Origin of the sequence: Parashewanella tropica (assembly GCF_004358445.1) — a bacterium.
Classification (GTDB): Bacteria; Pseudomonadota; Gammaproteobacteria; order Enterobacterales; family Shewanellaceae; genus Parashewanella; species Parashewanella tropica.
This window is the reverse complement of record NZ_CP037951.1, coordinates 1,760,737-1,780,405: the sequence shown is the minus strand read 5'-3', so window position 1 is coordinate 1,780,405 and position 19,669 is coordinate 1,760,737. Positions and strand designations below refer to the sequence as shown.

Here is a 19,669-nt window from a genome sequence, read left to right as displayed (position 1 = left end):
CCAATTACACTTGTATTTTGACCGCTGATAGAGTTCTGAGTAGCTCACACTTGAATGGGGATTGGTATAACTTAACAAAAGGGTAAAGGAACTATTCCAATGATAAAAACAAAAATATCATTACTAGCTGCTGTACTGTCAACCAGTATGCTGGCTCTTCCTGCTTGGTCAGCCACTAAAGTGACTGAAGTGGAAGGCATTCAAGAATATAAACTAGATAATGGGTTGCAGGTTTTACTGTTTCCAGATCCAACCAAAGAAACCGTGACCGTAAACGTAACTTACCACGTGGGTTCTAAACACGAGAATTACGGCGAAACGGGTATGGCTCACTTGCTTGAGCACCTTGTTTTTAAAGGTACACCTAAGCATAAAGATATTCCTGCTGAATTAAGTAGTCACGGTGCACGTCCAAACGGTACTACATGGACTGACCGTACCAACTATTTTGAAACCTTTACGGCGACTGAAGAGAACGTAAACTGGGCTTTAAGCATGGAATCTGACCGAATGGTTAATTCTTTTATTGCTAAAAAAGACTTAGACAGCGAAATGACCGTTGTACGCAATGAGTTCGAACGTGGTGAAAACAGCCCATTCCGCATTACACTTCAACAGATGATGGCTGGTGCATTTACTTGGCACAACTACGGTAAATCTACTATTGGTGCTCGTTCTGACTTAGAAAATGTCTCTATCGACCGTTTAAAAAACTTTTATAAGAAATATTACCAACCTGACAATGCCACTCTAATTGTGGCAGGTAAGTTTGATCCTAAAAGCATGATCGACAAAGTTGAAGATTACTTTGGTCCTATTCCTAAACCAACTCGTCAACTTGAAGAACTTTACACTCAAGATCCAGCACAAGATGGAGAACGTTTAATTACCGTTCGTCGTGTAGGTGATGTTCAGTTGCTAGGCACTATGTACCATGTTCCTGCTGGTTCACATAAAGATTTTGCAGCATTAAATGTATTAAGTGAAGTGTTAGGCTCTACACCTGATGGTCGTCTTTATAAAGAACTCGTAAAAAGTAAAAAAGCCTCACAAGCCTTTGGTTTTAACTTCCAGTGGGAAGAACCAGGTGTCGCGATTTTCATGGCGGAGCTCGATAAGTCTGCTGATTTAGACAAAGCTCAGAAGACGATGCTATCAACATTAGAATCCATCCAATCACACCCCATTTCTGACAAAGAAGTACAAGCAGCCAAACGTTCTATCTTGAAAGATATCAAACTTGCCTTTAACTCATCGGAAGACATTGCGCTTGATTTGAGTGAATGGATTGGCATGGGCGACTGGCGTTTACTTTTCTTAAACCGTGACCGTATGGAAAAAGTTACGACTGCAGACGTTCAGCGAGTGGCTGAAAAGTATTTAACCCGTAATAATCGTACCTTGGGCCGATTTATTCCTTCCGAAAAACCTGAACGTGTAGACATTCCACAAGTCGCTAATGTAAAAGACATGCTTAAAGGCTACAAAGGGCGTGCTGTAGTTTCTCAAGGTGAAGCCTTTGATCCATCACAGGACAATATTGATAAGCGTACTGAAGTTGTTACTTTAAGTTCTGGCGTTAAAGTTGCCTTACTTCATAAGAAAACTCGTGGTGAGTCTGTTGTTCTGCGTATCAATGGTCAAATGGGTAAATTAGGTAAACTACAGGGTAAGAACACCATTGGTGATGCAACGGGTGACATGCTAATGCGTGGAACCACTAAGCTATCTCGTGAGCAACTGAAACAAGCATTCGATAAGCTTGAAGCTTCCGTTCGAATTGGCGGTTCTAGTGAAGGAACGTTCGCAAGAGTAGAAACAACCAAAACGAATTTAGCTCCGACACTAAAATTAGTGGCAGAGGTATATCAGCAGCCAGCTTTTTCTCAAAAAGAGTTTGACCTATATAAAGGTCAACAAAAAGTTGGAATTGAGCAGCAGCTACAAGATCCACAAGCGCTAGCCTTCAATGCATATCGACGCCATCAAAGTCCTTATACAAAAGGTCACCCTGCATATGTGTCAACATTTGAAGAAGCACTCACTGAGCTAAATAACCTTTCTTTGAAAGACGTTAAGAATTTCTATAACACTTTCTATGGTGCCGACAACATGCAAATTGCAGTAATTGGTGACTTTGAAAAAAAGAAAGTGATAAAGCAATTAGAAAGCCTCACTAAAGACTGGCATAGCTCTGTAGCTTATGAACGTGTCGAACGTCCATACAAGCAACTGAAAGTTGATACATTAACCTTCAACACTCCTGATAAAGAAAATGCGACTTTTGTTGCATCACTAGGTCTTGCTGTTGGAATGGAAAATGCCGATGCACCAGCTTTGACTGTAGGCAACTACATTCTTGGTGGAGGCTTCTTGAACTCTCGTTTAGCCACTCGTTTACGTCAAAAAGATGGTTTGAGTTATGGTGCAGGTTCATTCCTAAACCTTAGCCAACTTGATAAGCGTGGTTCTCTAGGTGCTTATGCCATCTGTGCCCCACAAAATCTTGCTAAAGTTGAAATTGGCTTTAAAGAAGAAGTGGCTAAAGTACTTAAATCTGGCTTTACGCAAGAAGAATTAGATGCCGCTAAATCGGGTTTATTACAAAGCTATAGAGTAAGTCGCTCACAAGACAATGAGCTTGTGGGAGAACTTGCGTTCAACGTTCGCTTAGGACGTGATATGAGCTTTGATAAAGATTTTGAGAAAGCGATTAAATCTCTGACTTTAAAAGAGCTTAACTCTACCTTCAAAAAGCACATCAAACTTGAAAACTTTACCTTAATTCAAGCGGGTGATATGTCTAAAGCTAAGCTTTAATTTCTTAGATGGTATAACCTTACTCAACTTTGAGTTGGGTTATACCATTGTTCCTTTATCACTTTTACCAGATGGATTTTGTGTTGGTGCTTCATTTTTAGCGCACTCGTAGCAGCAATCTTCATTCGTTTCATCACAGTGATACCATGGTTTATTAGAGATTCTATCAGGCCATCTAAATGGATCGTCTAAATCATAATTTAACCTAAACCTTCCAGTATCTTTATTTTTGCAAATATCACATGTCCCCTGAGCGGTTTTTTCAAAGTTGTCCCATCCCTTTGTCTTTGCAACGCTCTCTGCATGCCTGTAGTATCTTGGGCCTAACATTCCTATACCTATGGCTCTAAACCGAGAATCTTTACCCCCTCTAGATATCGTAAATTCCCATTGATCTTCTGGATTTTCAGTTTGATTCGGCTTGATGTGTAGAGTATCAATTAATGCTCTTTGGTATACACTCGTGCAATCATCCGACTTTGATTTATGGACTAATTCAAAATCTAACCACATCGCACCTACAGTCGTATCACCTTTAAGCTTTCTCTTTTGTGGCAAGCCTTCTTCTGCACTATCGAGATATTCTCTTAATAATCTAGGTTCTATATCCAACTCTTGTAATTTTTTAATATGCTTAGAATGCTCTGCAAGAGTCTTGCTAAGATCATATTTTGGAAATTCTGGCTCATCTTTCAATGTTTGCACTCTAAGCTGCTTTGCTTCCTGGAATGCCTCTTTATTTAGTAAAAGTAACCTACACGAAAACAATTCAGAGGTATTATACGCAATGGGTAACTGACCTATTGTATCGGCATCCATTTGTATCAATTCCAAAAAAGCCACAATATCAAACAAATAAAAATATTTAGCATCCGGTGCAAGCGCTAGCAGAAGCTTCAGTTCCGGAACATCCATTATTGCTTTTTCTAATAAACATCTATCTATTTTGGTTTTTCCCCATGCTACAGGGTATTTAACCTGCAATTCTGCTTGTTTTGCTTGTTGTTCCTTTATTGTTTCATTAGCTAAATCTGTACGTAATGCACTCAAAAGATCAGATACTGCAAAAGGAAAACCCAAATAATTCCCTAAGTCTTCAACTAAAGGTGCACAACCAAGTTTGAGGTAAGGTGTTTGCTTATTTACATCATCTGTAACATTTCTTGTTAAAGTAGTTTTCCAGGCCGTTTTAAATTTATCGGCATTTATACCACCTGTATGGTATGCGTTATATATGCGTAACGCCATTTGATATAACTGATTCTGCTTTAATAAGGCTTCATCTGGATGGTTAGCACTAAAATAACAGAGCAAGCAACAAACTTCAGAAATCGCATCAAATGCATTTTCATATCGCTCAGGGCTATTAAGAGTAGTGACTTGTATCGCTGTGGATGGCTCAATACAAGCAAAAAAATAACTGCCATGGGCTCGTGTTATAGAGCCGTTTTCATCTCTGATTAATGGGCTTTGCGCAAGAAGTAGTTGATAATGACCTTGGTATTTAGAGTTATTAAGATCTCTTAATATTCTTGTTAGTGCATCTCTACTACTTGCGAGTAGTAACTTAGCTGGCATGACTTTAATTTGAGCACTAACGCTGGCTGTCAAGTTTTTCATTTGAAAACGCTCCGGTTCTCGAGGCATAACTCCTAGAAACGTTAGTGTGTGGTTAAAATTCACTATTACAACTGTTTTTCTCTGCTCCAGACAACAAGCATGCGCATAATCAAATGGCGTATCTGAATTTGTCCCCCCAATGACAAAATTAACACAGTTAGTTTGTTCGGTATTCAATCGTGCTTGAGGGTATTTTAGCCAAGTATCAATAACTTTTTTCTCTCGCATCAATCTAGTATGTCCTTCACCAACAACTTGGACTGATGCAACAACGCCGCTGATGCTTCCCGGCTGTTGAACGTACACGGGCTGGATTACAACCGGGACTTGAACAACCAATGGCGAAGATGGGTACTGATGACCTTGATACAGCATATCGGATCGCGGTGATTGCTGAAAATAAGTTGAATTCGGATGCTGAGGAGGTCTAGCATAGCATGCAGGGTCTTGTGGATGATAATAATTATAAGGTGGATGATTACCCGGGTTATTTCCGTTTGCTGGTTTTCTATCTGCAATTGAAGTCTCTCTTAATTGCGTCGTTACACTTGAAGCACTTGTTCCAGTACCTGTATTAGTACTTAATAAACTTGAAGCCGTATACTGACTTGTGACTGAATTATGTGGTGTTGCTGCTGGTACAAAAGGTTGTTGATGAAAACTTGGCTGTAAATGATCTTGTCCTTCAGGCTGATTCACATCCCATTCTTGCCCCCCTGCCCCTAGTGGCTGTGATGGTTGAGGATATGGTCCACGGGATTGCACCGAATCTTGCGAATGTGGATTTACTGCGTCAGTCCTCATTCCTTGGTGAACCGAATAAGAATGCTGACTTCTAGAATGTAAGTTCCCGTCATATGAAACGTTTTCACCAGACATAAATCCCCCTTACCCATGAACGTTCTCATTATCATTGAGAACAGACTTTCAGTGGAAATTATCACCTTGGCAGTTATATCAAAGATTTATGGTGACAAGTTAAGTATGAAAAAAAATTAACTTATCCTAATTGTGGGATTTGATTACTCTGATTAAAAACCATCACTTATACACTCAATGTACTATGGCAATACAATCAGACAATATATTCCATATTCTAAAATCTATTGGGCATCCCTGTTCTTATGTACATGAAGTCATAGATAACAGTGACACCTTCAAATGTAAATATTGCCGTAAAGAATATGTATTTTCCGTTAAAGATAGACTGAACACTGTGGATTCAACAGATGAAAAGTGCCCGAGGTTAGATGAAATAACCGGAGCCTTTCTACATGAACAAAACAAGTCTTCAGGCCCAGCTCATATCACTGTCAAACCAAACACTTGGAGCTGTAGCAATGGTGATAGGCTATTTGTTCTTTTAGCAATTTGTAAAGTGTGTGAATAATAGACTACGAAAAATACTGACTCCCTCGCGATTAACAAACATTAACTTACTTATTTTCTTATATTTTAATAAGCTCACCGTAACACAAAACTTTATTTTGATTAGCTATGACAACTCAAGCTCAAGCCGTTCCAGCACAACCAGCCCCACATAGATGCCTTTTCACCCTTGAAGAGCGTGAAGGTAAAGACATCTACGCTTGTACAATATGTAACATTGGGCATGTATACTTAGTTAGTCATCGAACTCCTAGTGTTGAAACCGTTGATGAAAAGTGTAAAGAGTTAGATCAAGTGATATCAGAGTTTTTGGCTAAACACCCAAAAAATACAGATGTGATTTTTTCTAAAACAAGGTCTGGTAGTTTTGGCAATAACAGTTGTGATGCCTTTATGGATGTAACCAGTAAAGTCGATCCTGCTTTTGCAACGTTAACAACAACTCAAGCGACAACCTTAATGCAACAAATGCTGAAACATGGAGTTCTGACCTCAAGTATATCCACAGCGCTTACTCGTCGTGATACAAATAATCAAATTCCACTGTTTGACCAATCGATTTCCCAGCAGTTTATGCTAGCCTTTCAAACAAGAATAACAAATGACCCTGGTCTCATGCACAAGCTATTAACTGCATTTCTAAACGTACCAAATAGACAAGTCAAAGAACTCGCTAAGACCATGATTGCTAAGTTAGAATCATAAAGTTAATACCAGTATTTTTCTCTTATTTTTTGTAAGTGGCCTTTTATAAGCGATAGTTCTGGTGAATGGAGAAAATCTTGGTGAAGGATATAGACCACCATAAGAAGCATACTATCAATTGCACTAATCTCATGTGACACTTTTATATCAGCAGATAGGGATGTATTTTCATTAGTTTTAGTATGTTTTTTCCAATCTGAAGATGACTTTTTCATGTATTTAAGTACTTCAGCTTGTAACTTAGTACAACTTAATTCCAATTGGGTCCATTGAGTTCTTGCCATATGTTTTTCTACTGTCTTCGAAAATTTCCCAGAGAGAATAAAAACTAACTGCGCTAAAACCACAACTGCATTCTGTTTCGATTTTATTGGTTCCAAATGTTTCCTAACCATTTGGCTATTTATCGGTGACAGTTTTCGCCATGCTAAAAGACATGACTTTTTACTTTGAGTATCATAGCCAAAGTCAGACGGAAGTAATTGGTTTAATTCATAACCTTTTGCACAAAACATTTCTAAGCCTGCGCAAACCTGTTTTAAAAACTCAACTAGCCAAGTATTATTGAGCGGATACTCAGGACTATTAAGCATCACACTAGAAACAGTGTGTCTAGATTTAAATAAGCCTAGAAAGTCGAGCCTTTGCTCTTCTTCAGGCCCTAAAGTAACAAATTGGGTATGGCATTGATAATTTCGATCAAAGCTCAAGCTTAACCTTGGCTTAGGTAACAGCGGAAACTCTGGAAGCTCATTCAGCAGCTGATAGGAATCTTTTAAATGCAATAGACCTACAGAAGTGGTAGAAAAATCTAGAGATAAAACCCGTTCAACCCGACTGGCGTCATGGTTAAGAAAACGTATTACCGCTGTATCGAAATACGCTTGACAACGAATTTCAACCTTAAAAATTGAGTTTTTGGGTTCAATATCAGAGCTTGAAAAATCAATTTTACATTCAAAGGCATTGAGTTGAGGAGTTAAAGGTAAACTGCCATTATTCGCATAAAAACTATACCAAGCTCTACAACAAGCAATTTCATCTAGAGAAAAATCAGGATGAGCCTCAACATGATAGTAACCAATGAAACCATTTCTAAGTTCTAGCTTTAGTAAAGAGGTGGTGCTTTCATCATTACTGGTTTGAACATTTGAATGTTGATGCTCAGAAACTGCTATACAAGTTGTACTCACTACAATAAAACCTCTTAAAACTAACGATAAATCAATATCATGATGAGATTTAAGTTTCAATTTTTACTTAATAGTTTTAGGGTTTTATTCAGGTTTGTTTGTACTCTTGGTATTTCAAGTGAAAGCTGAGCAGTATATAAAACAATAGGCTTGTAATGAATAAGCTGCCCAGTCTAGGACGTTACATCCTTAGATAGCAAGTTTAGGAAAAGTCCGCAATCGAGTTACTCTTGCCAATGCTCAGCACGATCGGCAAGTAAAACAGGAATACCTTCAGTAATCGGATATGCCAATTTATCCGCTTTACAAATCAGCTTTTGGTTTTCTTTATCGTAATCCAACTTACCTTTACATACTGGGCAAGCCACGATTTCCAATAGTTTAATATCGAGTGACATATCAGTGTCCTTTTGAGGTAGCAAGCTGGATTTTTTCCAGCAATTTTTTATTAAATGCGTTATCTAGTTGAGCCGTCACAGGTAAATACCACCAATTATCTTGAGAAAAAGAGCGGCATTTTATCGCATCTTTTTCAGTCATCATTAGTGGCAATTCTGTACTGAGCTTTGTTAATTCTTGGTCAGAGAATACTTGGTGATCAGCAAATTCAACTTGCTTATCGATCTTATAATTTAATTTTTTAAGTGTATTGAAAAAGCGTTGTGGATTACCAATACCCGCCATAGCGATAACAGGCTGGTCTCTTTCAAACGATTGCTCTTTACCATTAACCAAAACGGGTAGGCTTGGTTTAAGCAGCATTTCAAACTCACTATTTTTCTGCTTAATACCATTTACGACAGTAAAATCAACAGATTTTAAACGGCTGCTTAATTCTCTCAGTGGCCCAGCAGGGATCATCAAGCCATTCCCTAAACGTCTTTCACCATCAATAATCGCAATTTCAATATCTCGATTTAACGCATAATGCTGTAGACCATCATCACTGATAATGATATCAACATCATGCTCATCGAGTAATTGCTTAGCTGCCTGGACGCGTTTAGAGCCGACCACCATAGGTACTTGCGTTCGAGCTTTGATCATTGCTGGCTCATCACCCACCTGTTCTGGTGTATGCTTGAGACTAACAGTTCGAACTCCATCGACATTAGCACCATATCCACGACTGATAACTCCTGGTTGATACCCGTGATTCTTTAGCAACTCTATGAGATGAATTACCATCGGAGTTTTACCGCTACCACCAGCAGTAATATTCCCCACTACTATGACAGGCACAGGGAGCTTATGTTGTTTTTTTAATCCAATCGTAAACAGAGTTTTACGAATATTGGATAGCAGCCAAAACAAACAACTCAATGGAAACAATATCCATTTAAGCCAGTGGTTTTGATACCAAATTTTATTGATGGTTGAATGCACAAGTTCGCCCTAACTAGCCACTAAACTGCATTGAATAAAGCTTTGCATAATGTCCATCAGCTTCTAATAATGAATGATGGTTTCCGCGCTCTATAACTTCACCGCGTTCGACAACTAATATTTCATCAGCATTTTCAATCGTCGATAATCGATGAGCAATAACGATAGAAGTACGATTATGACGTAAATTATCTAATCCTTTTTGGATCGCTTTTTCTGATTCAGTATCCAGTGCAGATGTTGCCTCGTCCAAAATTAGTACAGGTGCATCACGAAGCATGGCTCTAGCAATGGCGATTCTCTGACGCTGCCCGCCAGACAACAACACGCCGTTATCACCAACAACGGTATCTAATCCTTCAGGTAGTTTTCCAATAAACTCCATGGCAAAAGCCAGTTCCGCAGCCTTGATAATTTGTTCTCTGGTTACATCACCGGGATAGGCATAAGCGATATTGTTGGCAATGGTATCGTTGAACAAAGTTACTTGCTGAGAAACTAAGGCAATTTGATTTCGCAATGATTTAAGTGTGTAATCTTCAACATTTACACCATCTAATGAAATTTCACCTTGCTCTAGCCCACCATAAAAACGAGTCATCAGGCTTGCTATGGTTGACTTTCCAGAACCAGAGCGACCAACCAAAGCTAACGTCTTACCTGAAGGCACAGTAAAATTCACATCTGATAAGGCTAAACTTTGCTGTTCAGGGTAACGAAAGTTAACATGGTCAAATTTTATATCCCCTATTGCTCTTTCTGTTTCGTGTGTACCTTCATCTTTTTCTGGTGCCGTGTCCAATAAATCGAACACAGTACTACAAGCAGCAATGCCTCGTTGAAATTCAGCGTTAACACGAGATAGATTTTTTATGGGCTGCAACATAGACAGCATGGCACCGATAACAGCAGTAAAGGTTCCCGCAGTTAAATCGGTTTTAAGGACATCAAAACTCGCAGCAAACAATACGAATGCCAGAGCAAAAGAGCCAATAATCATAATGACCGGTTGACTGATAGCTTGAGCAACAGATAACTTCATATTTTGCTGTCTGTTGGCATTATTTATCTTTTGAAAACGAGCCTTCTCAGTTTCTTGCCCACCAAACGCAAGAACATTCTTATGCCCTTTTAGCATTTGCTCCGTTGCAGCAGTCACTCCACCCATTGCGGCCTGAATTTGCTTTGATACTTTACGGAATCGCTTACTTACAATGGAAACCACGACCCCAATTAGAGGCCCAATGATAAGAATACAAAGGGATAGCTGCCAAGAATAATAAAACATCAATCCGAGCATCCCTAAAATCGTCACGCTATCACGTACTATGGTAATTAATGCACTACCTGAAGCTCGCGCAATTTGCTCAGTATCGAACGTTACTCTCGAAATCAGGTTACCTGTACTCTCGCGATCAATATAGCTAACTGGAAGGTTTAAATAATGGTCAAAAACCTGCTGGCGCATCTTCATGATTAACTGAGCACTCATATAAGATACGCTGTAAGTCGAGACGAAATTGGCAATACCACGAAGGGTAAACATACCGATAACAAATAATGGCGCTACCATCAGCATATCATTATCGCTATGAAAGCCTTTTGAAGAAGGAAGAATATCTCCAGCTACGCCAGAAACCATGGACGACTGCGTAAAGCCTTCGTCAATAAATGGTTTGATGAAGTAGATAAAGCTAACATCAACAATACCATAGGTAATTAGGCCTAAAACAGCCATTGCAAACATAGCTTTCATTGGCGCTAGATAGGTAAGCAAACGTTTAAAAACGGCTCCAACTGAATATTCAGAAGATGTTGTCATTAAATAATCCTAATCGCGATAAACGCAGACATGACATAGTTGCGTCAAAGTATACTAAAAAGCGGCTGGTTAGCCTCAACTTAAACGTCAACACATACCATAAAAGCCTGTTATTTTACCTAAACTCACCAAAGTTAAACAGCTGGTTATACCAATACGGTGCAATTGTTTGCCGATATGTGCGTGTTTTTATATCGTTTGCTGAAAAAACAACAGTAATTTGCCCTTCGATGCCAGTTTGCAGCATGTCTGCACCAACATGCTCGTAACGCTTCACGACCTCTTGCTTTGGAAAACCATAGCGATTTCGAAAGCCAGCAGCAAAAATGGCTAACTGTGGATGAACCTGATGAATAAACTCATGAGTTGAAGAAGTACGACTTCCATGATGTGGAACCACCAAAACTTCAGATTTGGTCAGCACTTTCATATTCACTAATGAATATTCAGCTGCCTTTTCAATATCTCCAGCAAGCAAAAGATTACTATTGCTATCACTGATCCGCACAACACAAGAGCCATTGTTACCCTTTTCAGGTTTTAAAGGCCATAAAACCTCGATAGAAAGCTGCTGCCAAGTTATGTCTTTAATATTACAGGGGCTATCAGTTCCCTCCACATTGCCCATTAATTTCGCAGCAGGATAATTTTTTTGAACCACATTTAAGCCACCCGCATGATCATTATCACCATGACTCACAATAATATAATCAATTTGTGTTAATCCCTTTGCGTCTAAAAATGGCAATATAACGGTCTTCGCATAACTAAAGTTTTGGCCATACTTTGCACCAGTATCATATATAAGTGCTCTTCCCTGTTTTTCTATAACGATAGCAAGACCTTGTCCAACATCGAGCACATGCATTTTCCATTCAGCATGATTTTTCCAACTCATACTGAATATCTGTAACACAAAAGGCAAAGATAAAATGACTGACCAAAAATATTTTCTTCTTGGTGCAACTAGGTAAAAAAGAGCAATAGCAAAAACAAGATAAACACTGGTTCTCACCAATGTGGGAGAGATGTTTACCCAACTTAACGGTAAATAAACAACCTGATCAGCCATTACGGAAAATGGCTGTAAAAACCAATTAGTGAGCTGTAAACCAAACCCAAAATCGTATCCTAACGACTCACCTATCCACCAAACAATGAAAGATAAAAAAGCACAGGGAATGACGACAATACTAAACCAAGGGACGGCGATTAAATTTACCCAAATACTGTGAATGCTGAATCCGCCAAAAAATAGACTCCCGATCATTCCAAGACCTAGTGATAACCCAAGTTGTATTACCACGAACATTCTTAATTTAGAGATAACACCTTTTAAATCATGCAGTTCATCGACCATTTTGAAGCGACTAATGCATAATAAAATAATCGACAAAGCACCAAATGAAAGCCACAAACCTGCACCTAAAATAGCGAGAGGGTCAATCACTAATACTACAAATAAGGCAATTAATAACCGCTCCCATGGAGACGAAACTTTATGCCAACTCGTCAACGCCATCACAACCAGCAGCATAAGCAAAGCCCTTTGTGTCGCTATTGCAAATCCAGCTAAATACGCATAAAACGAAGCACAAACGCAAGTGACCACAATGGCTACTCTCAAATTGCGTAACCCTTGCGAAGGAGTCAGCCAACTTAATACAATCATACACAGCAGGAAACACCAGACGCTAATCACTGACAAATGTAAACCTGAAATAGCCACTAAATGCCCTGTTCCACTCGATCTTAATGCCTGCCAACGTTGCTCTGAGAAATCTTTTCGTTCACCCACTAATAAAGCCAGTAACAAATCTCGATTTGATAATGATTCAGTTTGTTTTGTTAACCGACTGAGCAAGCTAGCTCTTAGGCTGTTAGTATTTTTTAGTAGCTTGGCTTCAACCACATTGGCTTTGCCAATAATATGCTTACTGAGCAAATTCTTCTGCTGATTAAACCCTCCTTCATTTGCAACACTCGTGACACTTTTCGGTTTTAAATTAAATATGTACTGTTCGCCTACTTCAATTTTTTGATCTGTACGCCAATAAACTCGAAGATATTGTTGTGGATATGAAATTAAACTTGGTTTAATAAGCCTTATATCCGCAGAAAGAAAGTCGCTGTTTTGGGAAACTAATGATATGATTTCCGCCCTTGTGCTAATGCGCTTACTTTTAGGATCATATTGATAATTAAGTAATAGCTCAGTAAAACATGACAACCAAAGAGCAGCACAAATAGCACCGAGCAATATGTAATTGCGGAGATACAATGTAATTAAAGCAATTACCACTCCTGGGATCAGGAACTCATACGGCAGTAGTGATGGCCAGAAAATCGCTGATAATGACGTGGCACAATAGCCAGACATAAACCGATTCATAGCTATAAGTTAACCAGTATTTCAGTCTATGCCAAAGAAATTAATTAAAAAATATATGCCAGATCCAGATACGATTAGAGAGCATAAGCATCTAAAGATATTTGGAAACCTTTTAAATAAGCCTAATTTATGGTTATTAAATAGAAAATCCGCGCCAGGTGCTTTTGCAGTGGGTCTGTTTTGCGCTTGGGTGCCCATTCCCTTTCAGATGGTCTTAGCCGCAGGCTTAGCAATCCTTTTTAATGTCAATATTCCTATTTCAGTGGCGTTAGTTTGGATTACCAACCCAATAACCATGCCCGTTTTCTTTTATGCTGCGTACTGGTTAGGCACAAAATTATTAAATACGCCAACCCATGATTTTAAATTTGAACTCACTTGGCATTGGTTAGAAAGTTCGCTTGCGACAATTGGCCCTCCATTCTTACTTGGTTGCTTTGTTATTGGTGTAACTTTCTCAATTGTGGGTTATTTCACCATTAGACAATTGTGGTTCAGCTCAATCAAAAAGCGTTGGAAGAAACGAAGAGCCTAAAACTCATATTGTAATCTATAATGCGGGTCAAGTATGGGGGTTGTTTCCCCCTTTATTGAGGTAAACAGCAGATTATATCTAAACGAAATCACCTTGAGCTTTCGTTAAAGCAAGCTCTCTTCTTTCCAACTCTGCCTGCTTATCTTTTAACTCACGCTCAAATGCTTTTAATTTACCGAAGCCAGCTTTTAGTTTTTCTTGTTCTAGCATTTGATATTGACTGAATCTTTGTTTCTCAGCCTGTAATTCATTAGCCGCTAAATATGTTTGCTCCCCTGTTGAAAGGGATGATTGACCTGAAAGTATCTCTGTAGATGCTGTCGCTGGTCGCCGCCTGAAACTTTGGCGAAGTGTTACCTGAGGAGTTAGCATTATTCCTGTACTCCTCTCTTGTTGAAGATCTAACTTTCCTCCTTGCTTCACCTTCAACCTTTCAGTTGCTACCCTTATCGAGTCTTGACGTTGCAAAGATGGAGTGCTCGGTGAAAGTGCCCTTGGTTTTCTGTGTAAACTTGTTGCATTATCATAAAAGAACTTAGCAAGTATTGAACAATTCACGGTAGCATTAAAAACACTAATTATACTCGAGTCCGTTACTTCACATTCCGTTCTTTTAAATCCTACAAACTCTTTTGATGCTGTAATAACGCGATGGAAAGTAGTTAACCTTATAATGCCCTGCTTATTGAATGTACAGGCATATAATTTTCCTTGGTAACAATATGATGCAATTAATACGGAATCTCCTGTCGGTCTTCCAGATTGATTTAACGGTGCTTTTTGTTCAATGCAATCAAAAAAAATTGGCTCAGAACCAGAACCAGAACCTGAAGAATACAATTGCAACATGCCTTGCCCCAAGATTAAAAATTAACTATTTACTCTTCACACACCATGTAGATTTATATTGTTGAACTATCCAATGCGGTTTTTAATTTCTCCAATGCCTGCCTTAATTCGTTAGGAGTAGTGTCACTAGCTAAATGGGATTGCAATGACTGTGTTGCTAACTCCACAAGTTGCTGTGCTCTATCTAAAATATCTCGATGCTGTTCTTCGTTTGCTAAACACTGTCGTTCATACTCTGAACGTATTTGTGCAAATTCAGATTGCTGCTGTTCGAATCCAGAACGTTCCTCATCAAGCTCTGATTTTCGCTGTTCATACTCTGAACGCATTTGCGCAAATTCAGATTGCTGCTGTTCGAACATAGAACATTTCTTTTCAAATTCAGAACGCTTCTCCGCCAATAATTCTTTTGATTTGGTTAGTTCTCTGATATTCGATTCTAAACTTTCTTGGTCTTTAACTAACTCTTCAGTTTTACTAGCTATTTCTTTCTCCTTTTGTTGTTGATTAGCCTGTACTTGAGTAAGTTGCTCTATTTGTTGTTGTAACTCCTCTGACCTTTTATCTAATTCCGCTTCCTGCTTGGTTTGTGAACTCTCTCTTTCTTGAAGCTTACGCTTTAACTTCCCTTGCTTTTCTTTAAGCTGACTAACCTCAGTATCTCTTTGTGATAGGCCTCCCTCCCTTTCCGCACAAGCCTCTTCGCGCCTAACAATTTTTAATTCTCTTTGCCTAATTGAGCTTTCAGTTTCTTTAAGTCCTGCAACTCGCTCGTCATATAATTGCTGTGCTTTTTTCTCAACTTCTTGTTGAATGCTCTCTCGTTCTTGTTCCAATTGTTTTTTGCTTTGCTCTAGTTCCTTTTCTTGCTTTGAGAAGAAAGCTCTATTTTGCTCTACATGTTGATTAAACTTTTTGATTTGAGCTTCTAGTTGCTGTTCTTTTTGGATAACTCCAATAGCTGCGGCACCTGCTTCTCCTCCAGCCCAGCTTCCCCTCTTATTCTCTTGTCCTCTATACTCTCTATGTCGTCGGCGGGTTGTTGCTGAGGGGTAATGTGAAGGCCTATCAGCTGCTACCTGTTTCAGTTGTCCAGTAGTTGAACTAGGCTTGCTATCCCCTGTGCGTTTATTATTTTTTTTATGCGTATCAGATGACTTCAGGTTTTCCAACTCGACAGTCTCTGCTGTAATGCATTTTATCCTTTTAAGTAAACCTGATTTCAAATGTACCCATATTTTTTCGCGATCTTGATCTTCGCAAGGGCTCTTAGCTTCGGGTTCAGCCAATGTAAATCCCTTTTTATCAGAATCGAGCATAAATTTAGTAAATTTAATATTTACAAGCGAATCCATTGTAAAATAAACGCAGTAACTACGTTCACCATCAACAGTATAAACAGCAGAAATAACGGGCTTTTTTTCAACAGCCCCACTTTGTTCAACCTCTCGATACTGAAATTGACATTCACGCTTTACAGTGTGAGATAGCAGGGACGCTGACTCTAATCTTGATGCCATAGGTGAACAGTTTTATTACGGTAGAGGTCAACTGATAACAGGGTGTAATTTAATCGGCAAGAGATAATTAATGAGTTAGAAAATGGTTCAGGATTGGTTCAGTTTAAGTATTTCATTCGATGCTAGATCATCAAATAACGTCAAATGAATTAACTTATTCATCTCATTCCACATTTTAAAGATAACTAGGGCGTGATGATCTTTCGTGATTATTTTTGCAGCGATAAATTGGTTATCTTATGCAAGGCAGAGTTTGTGCGGCGTGGTGAACCACATAAGCAAGTGATAACGCAGCAGAAGTGACAAATTTACGCTGTCTTCGATGCTTTTGAGCCCTTCCTGTGCTGTGTTATGACCAGCTTACTTAGGTGACTAAGCTTCACTGCTCACGCCTTAAACAGAAAGGTGCTCAAACAGCACAAATTTTAATCCTGAAAAAGCCACACGCCCTAGATTATAAGTGCTTTATCATCCACACATCACAACTATTATGAATCGAATCATTATGGGGCTGCTCCAATTGAATAAAGCCCATTTTTTTATATAAAGATATAGCTGAGTTCATATTTGATAAGGTATCTAAATAACACTCGTTGAATCCACAATCTTTGGCAAATTTAAGGCAGGCTTCTGTCAATGCTTTACCAACACCTAACCCTCTTACATCAGGTAAAATAAATAGTTTTTTGAGCTCACAGGTGTTGCCACTTTGATTGAAGGGTGAAATACCGCTACCACCGATGACCTTTCCATCGAGTTCCGCAATGAAATATTGGCTGTTGTTAACCACTTTATAATGACGACTCATGGCCTTAACTTCATCGTCAGAAGGACCAAAACCATCTCCGATGGCACCAAATTCGGCACCGACTTTCTTAATGATTGATTGAATGCAAGGATCATCTTTAGCTGCGATTGGTCTAATTGTATAGCGCATTTTTATTGTTATATTCCATATTAGGGACTATTTATCAAGATCTTTTACCCAAACGTCCCAGTCTTCACTGCTGTCTTTTTTAAGTAAAAGACGTTTTTTTAATAACTTACCATGTTTTAGTTTTAATGCATAAATACTTGAAAACTCTACTGGATGTCCGGTTAAAGCAGACAACAGCTTTTGTGGGTTATCAAAGCTGTAACCAAGCTCTCGAACTATCACAAAGTTGTTATTTTCTAGCATTCGATTGAACAAAATGACATGGGCAGGGGCCACTTTCCATTCTCCATGATAGAGAAAGCCATCCCTAATTTCCAAAGGGGCATTCATTTGATCATCAAGAAGATTGCCTGTTTTGACTCTACGTTTCTCAGTGGCAAAATTATGAAAATCGATGACAAAGTAGTATGGCCTGTTCGAGTCATCTTCTTGTAATTTGATAGAAAGGGTTGTCGCCCAAAGTGATGGGCAGAACAATAAAGCTATTGATAAAATCAACGATTTCATATGCCCTCCTTGGCAACTGCATAAAATCTCTATTTCTGTTTTATAACAAAGCTACCCCATACTTAACGCTCTTGCTGGGTGGACTTTACTTGCCATCCAAGCTGGGTAGATTGTCGACACCAGACTTAACAGTATAGCTAAAAATACGGATAAGTAGACGTCGTGTAAATTTAGTTCTGAAGGTAGGAAATCAATAAAGTACACACCATTAGCTAAAATCTTAAATCCAAATAAATGTTCTAAGCCAGATGCTATCTCCGAAAGATTTAGTGCCACTAGCACACCAATAACAACACCTATCAAGCAACCAATTACACCATTTAAGATCCCTTGTACCATGAATACTTGCATTATTTGAGGCTTCTTTAAGCCCATTGTAAGCAAAATAGCAATTTCTGATTGCTTATCACGAACAGACATAACTAAAGTCGAGACAACGTTAAAACAAGCTACGGCTATCACCAAAGTTAAGGCTAAGTACATGACCATTCTTACCAACTGAATATCGTTATAAACATGCCCTTGAGTACGTGTCCAGTCGGTCATATAAACAGGCTGCTGTTGCATGAAGCCCAATTCGCGAGAAATTTGATTGGCTCTGAAAATATCAGCCACTTTTAATCGAATACCCGAAATATCTGAATGGTAATTAAGTGCTTGTTGTAAATAACCCATCTGAACATAAGCGGTGACTTCTTCGATGTCACCGCCAAGTTTGTATGAGCCAGATATCGTAAATCGTATACTTTTCGCCGAAGACAGTTGCGTTTTATCTGCGGTATTATCCATAACAAACAAAGCGATAGTATCACCCACTTTTAAGTTCAGCTTATTAAGCAAGCTTTGACCAACGACGATGTTGTTTGTCCCATTGTTTGCCAAGGACGCCCAACTTTCGGCAGACATAAACTTGGGAATAGCTGAAACTTTTGGCTCTTGAAGGGTATCAATTCCAACAACTTCCAACCCTTGAAAACCATCTTTTTGTTGTACTAAACCATGAACCTTTACGAAAGGAGCCGCTGCCGTCACGCCATTAAGTTGCTTCGCTTGTTCTAATATTGGTTGCCATTGATGAAGAGGTTGATTGATACCGCCTATTTCAGCTTGAGGGATCACACTCAGTAATCGATTTTCAAGTTCCCTTTCAAATCCGTTCATGGCAGAGAGTAAAATAATTAATACCGCCACACCAAGCGCTATCCCTGCTGTAGATGCAAAAGAGATAAAGCTAATAAAACGATTAGACTGCCTGGCGCGATAAAAGCGCCAACCGATTTTTAACGCTAGGCTCATGCTGCACTTCCATCAACGTCACTTAAGCAACCATTAACCATAGTAACTTGTCTATCCATTCGGTTCGCCAAATTTTTATCATGAGTTACCACAACAAAAGCCGTTCCGAGTTGTTTTGCCAATTCTTGGATCAACTGATAAACCACTTCGCCACTGTTTGAGTCTAAGTTACCTGTAGGCTCATCAGCCAATACTAATTTAGGTTCATTAATTAGGGATCTCGCTATAGCAACTCTTTGCCTTTCTCCACCAGATAACTCAGCTGGTGTATGTGATAAGCGATGCGCTAGCCCAACTCTTTCTAGCAGTTTTTTTGCTCGCTCAATGGCTTGCTTTTTGTTTGTCCCTTGAATAAGTGCAGGCATAGCGACATTTTCCAACGCAGAAAATTCAGGTAACAAATGATGGAATTGATAAATAAAACCAATATCTTGGTTTCTTAAGCGACTTTGTTGCCGACCAGACATTTGATAAATATCTTCTCCATCAATGGTCACCTTGCCGCTGCTTGGTTGATCTAAAGTCCCTAATATATGCAGCAAAGTACTTTTACCTGAACCGGAGCTACCAACAATAGCTAACTGCTCACCTGAAAACACTTGTAAGTTGACTTGATGCAATACCTGAGTTTCTACTTCACCGTCATTAAAGACTTTACTTAGATTTTCAACATTTAATAATAATTTTTGTTTCATGGT

The 19,669-nt window shown here is 38.9% G+C and carries 15 protein-coding genes; 3 read left to right on the top strand and 12 right to left on the bottom strand.

The annotated features are described in order from the left end of the window. The first annotated feature begins 99 nt into the window (after positions 1 to 99). Positions 100 to 2,820 (top strand): M16 family metallopeptidase, encoded by a 2,721-nt coding sequence (locus E2H97_RS07560; RefSeq protein WP_133406588.1) that lies wholly within the window; start codon positions 100 to 102, stop codon positions 2,818 to 2,820. A 39-nt stretch (positions 2,821 to 2,859) separates the two neighbouring features. Here E2H97_RS07560 and E2H97_RS07555 read toward each other — a convergent pair whose 3' ends face one another. Beyond that, a complete protein-coding gene (locus tag E2H97_RS07555) occupies positions 2,860 to 5,319 on the bottom strand; it encodes a hypothetical protein (protein ID WP_133406587.1) in 2,460 nt (819 codons plus the stop codon). A gap of 618 nt (positions 5,320 to 5,937) precedes the next feature. Here E2H97_RS07555 and E2H97_RS07550 point away from each other — a divergent pair. Continuing rightward, the gene (locus tag E2H97_RS07550) at positions 5,938 to 6,534 is read left to right on the top strand and encodes a hypothetical protein (protein WP_133406586.1); all 597 of its coding nucleotides are present in this window, start codon (positions 5,938 to 5,940) and stop codon (positions 6,532 to 6,534) included. Between the two features lie 2 nt (positions 6,535 to 6,536). Here E2H97_RS07550 and E2H97_RS07545 read toward each other — a convergent pair whose 3' ends face one another. The 5 genes from E2H97_RS07545 to E2H97_RS07525 form a co-directional block, all read right to left on the bottom strand. Beyond that, positions 6,537 to 7,727: a hypothetical protein gene (locus tag E2H97_RS07545; protein ID WP_133406585.1), complete on the bottom strand. Its 1,191-nt coding sequence runs from the start codon at positions 7,725 to 7,727 to the stop codon at positions 6,537 to 6,539. A gap of 224 nt (positions 7,728 to 7,951) precedes the next feature. Further along, positions 7,952 to 8,125 carry a Trm112 family protein gene (locus tag E2H97_RS07540; RefSeq protein WP_133406584.1) on the bottom strand — a complete coding sequence of 58 codons (174 nt, stop codon included), beginning with the start codon at positions 8,123 to 8,125 and terminating at the stop codon, positions 7,952 to 7,954. A gap of 1 nt (position 8,126) precedes the next feature. Next, entirely contained in the window at positions 8,127 to 9,113 is a 987-nt protein-coding gene (lpxK, locus tag E2H97_RS07535) for a tetraacyldisaccharide 4'-kinase (protein ID WP_133406583.1), read from the bottom strand. A gap of 13 nt (positions 9,114 to 9,126) precedes the next feature. Then, complete coding sequence (gene msbA, locus E2H97_RS07530) at positions 9,127 to 10,935, bottom strand: lipid A export permease/ATP-binding protein MsbA (RefSeq protein WP_133406582.1); 1,809 nt, start codon at positions 10,933 to 10,935, stop codon at positions 9,127 to 9,129. Between the two features lie 115 nt (positions 10,936 to 11,050). After that, entirely contained in the window at positions 11,051 to 13,327 is a 2,277-nt protein-coding gene (locus E2H97_RS07525; RefSeq protein WP_133406581.1) for a DNA internalization-related competence protein ComEC/Rec2, read from the bottom strand. A gap of 28 nt (positions 13,328 to 13,355) precedes the next feature. Between E2H97_RS07525 and E2H97_RS07520 the strand changes: the two genes are divergently transcribed. After that, a complete protein-coding gene (locus tag E2H97_RS07520) occupies positions 13,356 to 13,862 on the top strand; it encodes a DUF2062 domain-containing protein (RefSeq protein WP_133406580.1) in 507 nt (168 codons plus the stop codon). Between the two features lie 78 nt (positions 13,863 to 13,940). On the opposite strand, the gene E2H97_RS07515 is transcribed toward E2H97_RS07520, so the two are convergent. The 6 genes from E2H97_RS07515 to lolD form a co-directional block, all read right to left on the bottom strand. Next, on the bottom strand, positions 13,941 to 14,702 hold the full coding sequence (locus E2H97_RS07515) for a hypothetical protein (protein WP_133406579.1): 762 nt from the start codon (positions 14,700 to 14,702) through the stop codon (positions 13,941 to 13,943). A gap of 62 nt (positions 14,703 to 14,764) precedes the next feature. Further along, positions 14,765 to 16,231, bottom strand: coding sequence for a coiled-coil domain-containing protein (locus tag E2H97_RS07510; RefSeq protein WP_133406578.1), 1,467 nt, complete (start codon positions 16,229 to 16,231; stop codon positions 14,765 to 14,767). Between the two features lie 454 nt (positions 16,232 to 16,685). Then, a complete protein-coding gene (locus E2H97_RS07505; RefSeq protein ID WP_133406577.1) occupies positions 16,686 to 17,168 on the bottom strand; it encodes a GNAT family N-acetyltransferase in 483 nt (160 codons plus the stop codon). 27 nt (positions 17,169 to 17,195) lie between these two features. Beyond that, positions 17,196 to 17,675, bottom strand: a complete 480-nt coding sequence (locus E2H97_RS07500) for a hypothetical protein (protein ID WP_133406576.1) — start codon at positions 17,673 to 17,675, stop codon at positions 17,196 to 17,198. A 51-nt stretch (positions 17,676 to 17,726) separates the two neighbouring features. After that, positions 17,727 to 18,971, bottom strand: coding sequence for a lipoprotein-releasing ABC transporter permease subunit LolE (gene lolE, locus E2H97_RS07495; RefSeq protein WP_133406575.1), 1,245 nt, complete (start codon positions 18,969 to 18,971; stop codon positions 17,727 to 17,729). Beyond that, a complete protein-coding gene (gene lolD, locus E2H97_RS07490) occupies positions 18,968 to 19,666 on the bottom strand; it encodes a lipoprotein-releasing ABC transporter ATP-binding protein LolD (protein WP_133406574.1) in 699 nt (232 codons plus the stop codon). Before lolD ends, lolE begins: the two co-directional genes overlap by 4 nt. Positions 19,667 to 19,669 lie beyond the last annotated feature (3 nt).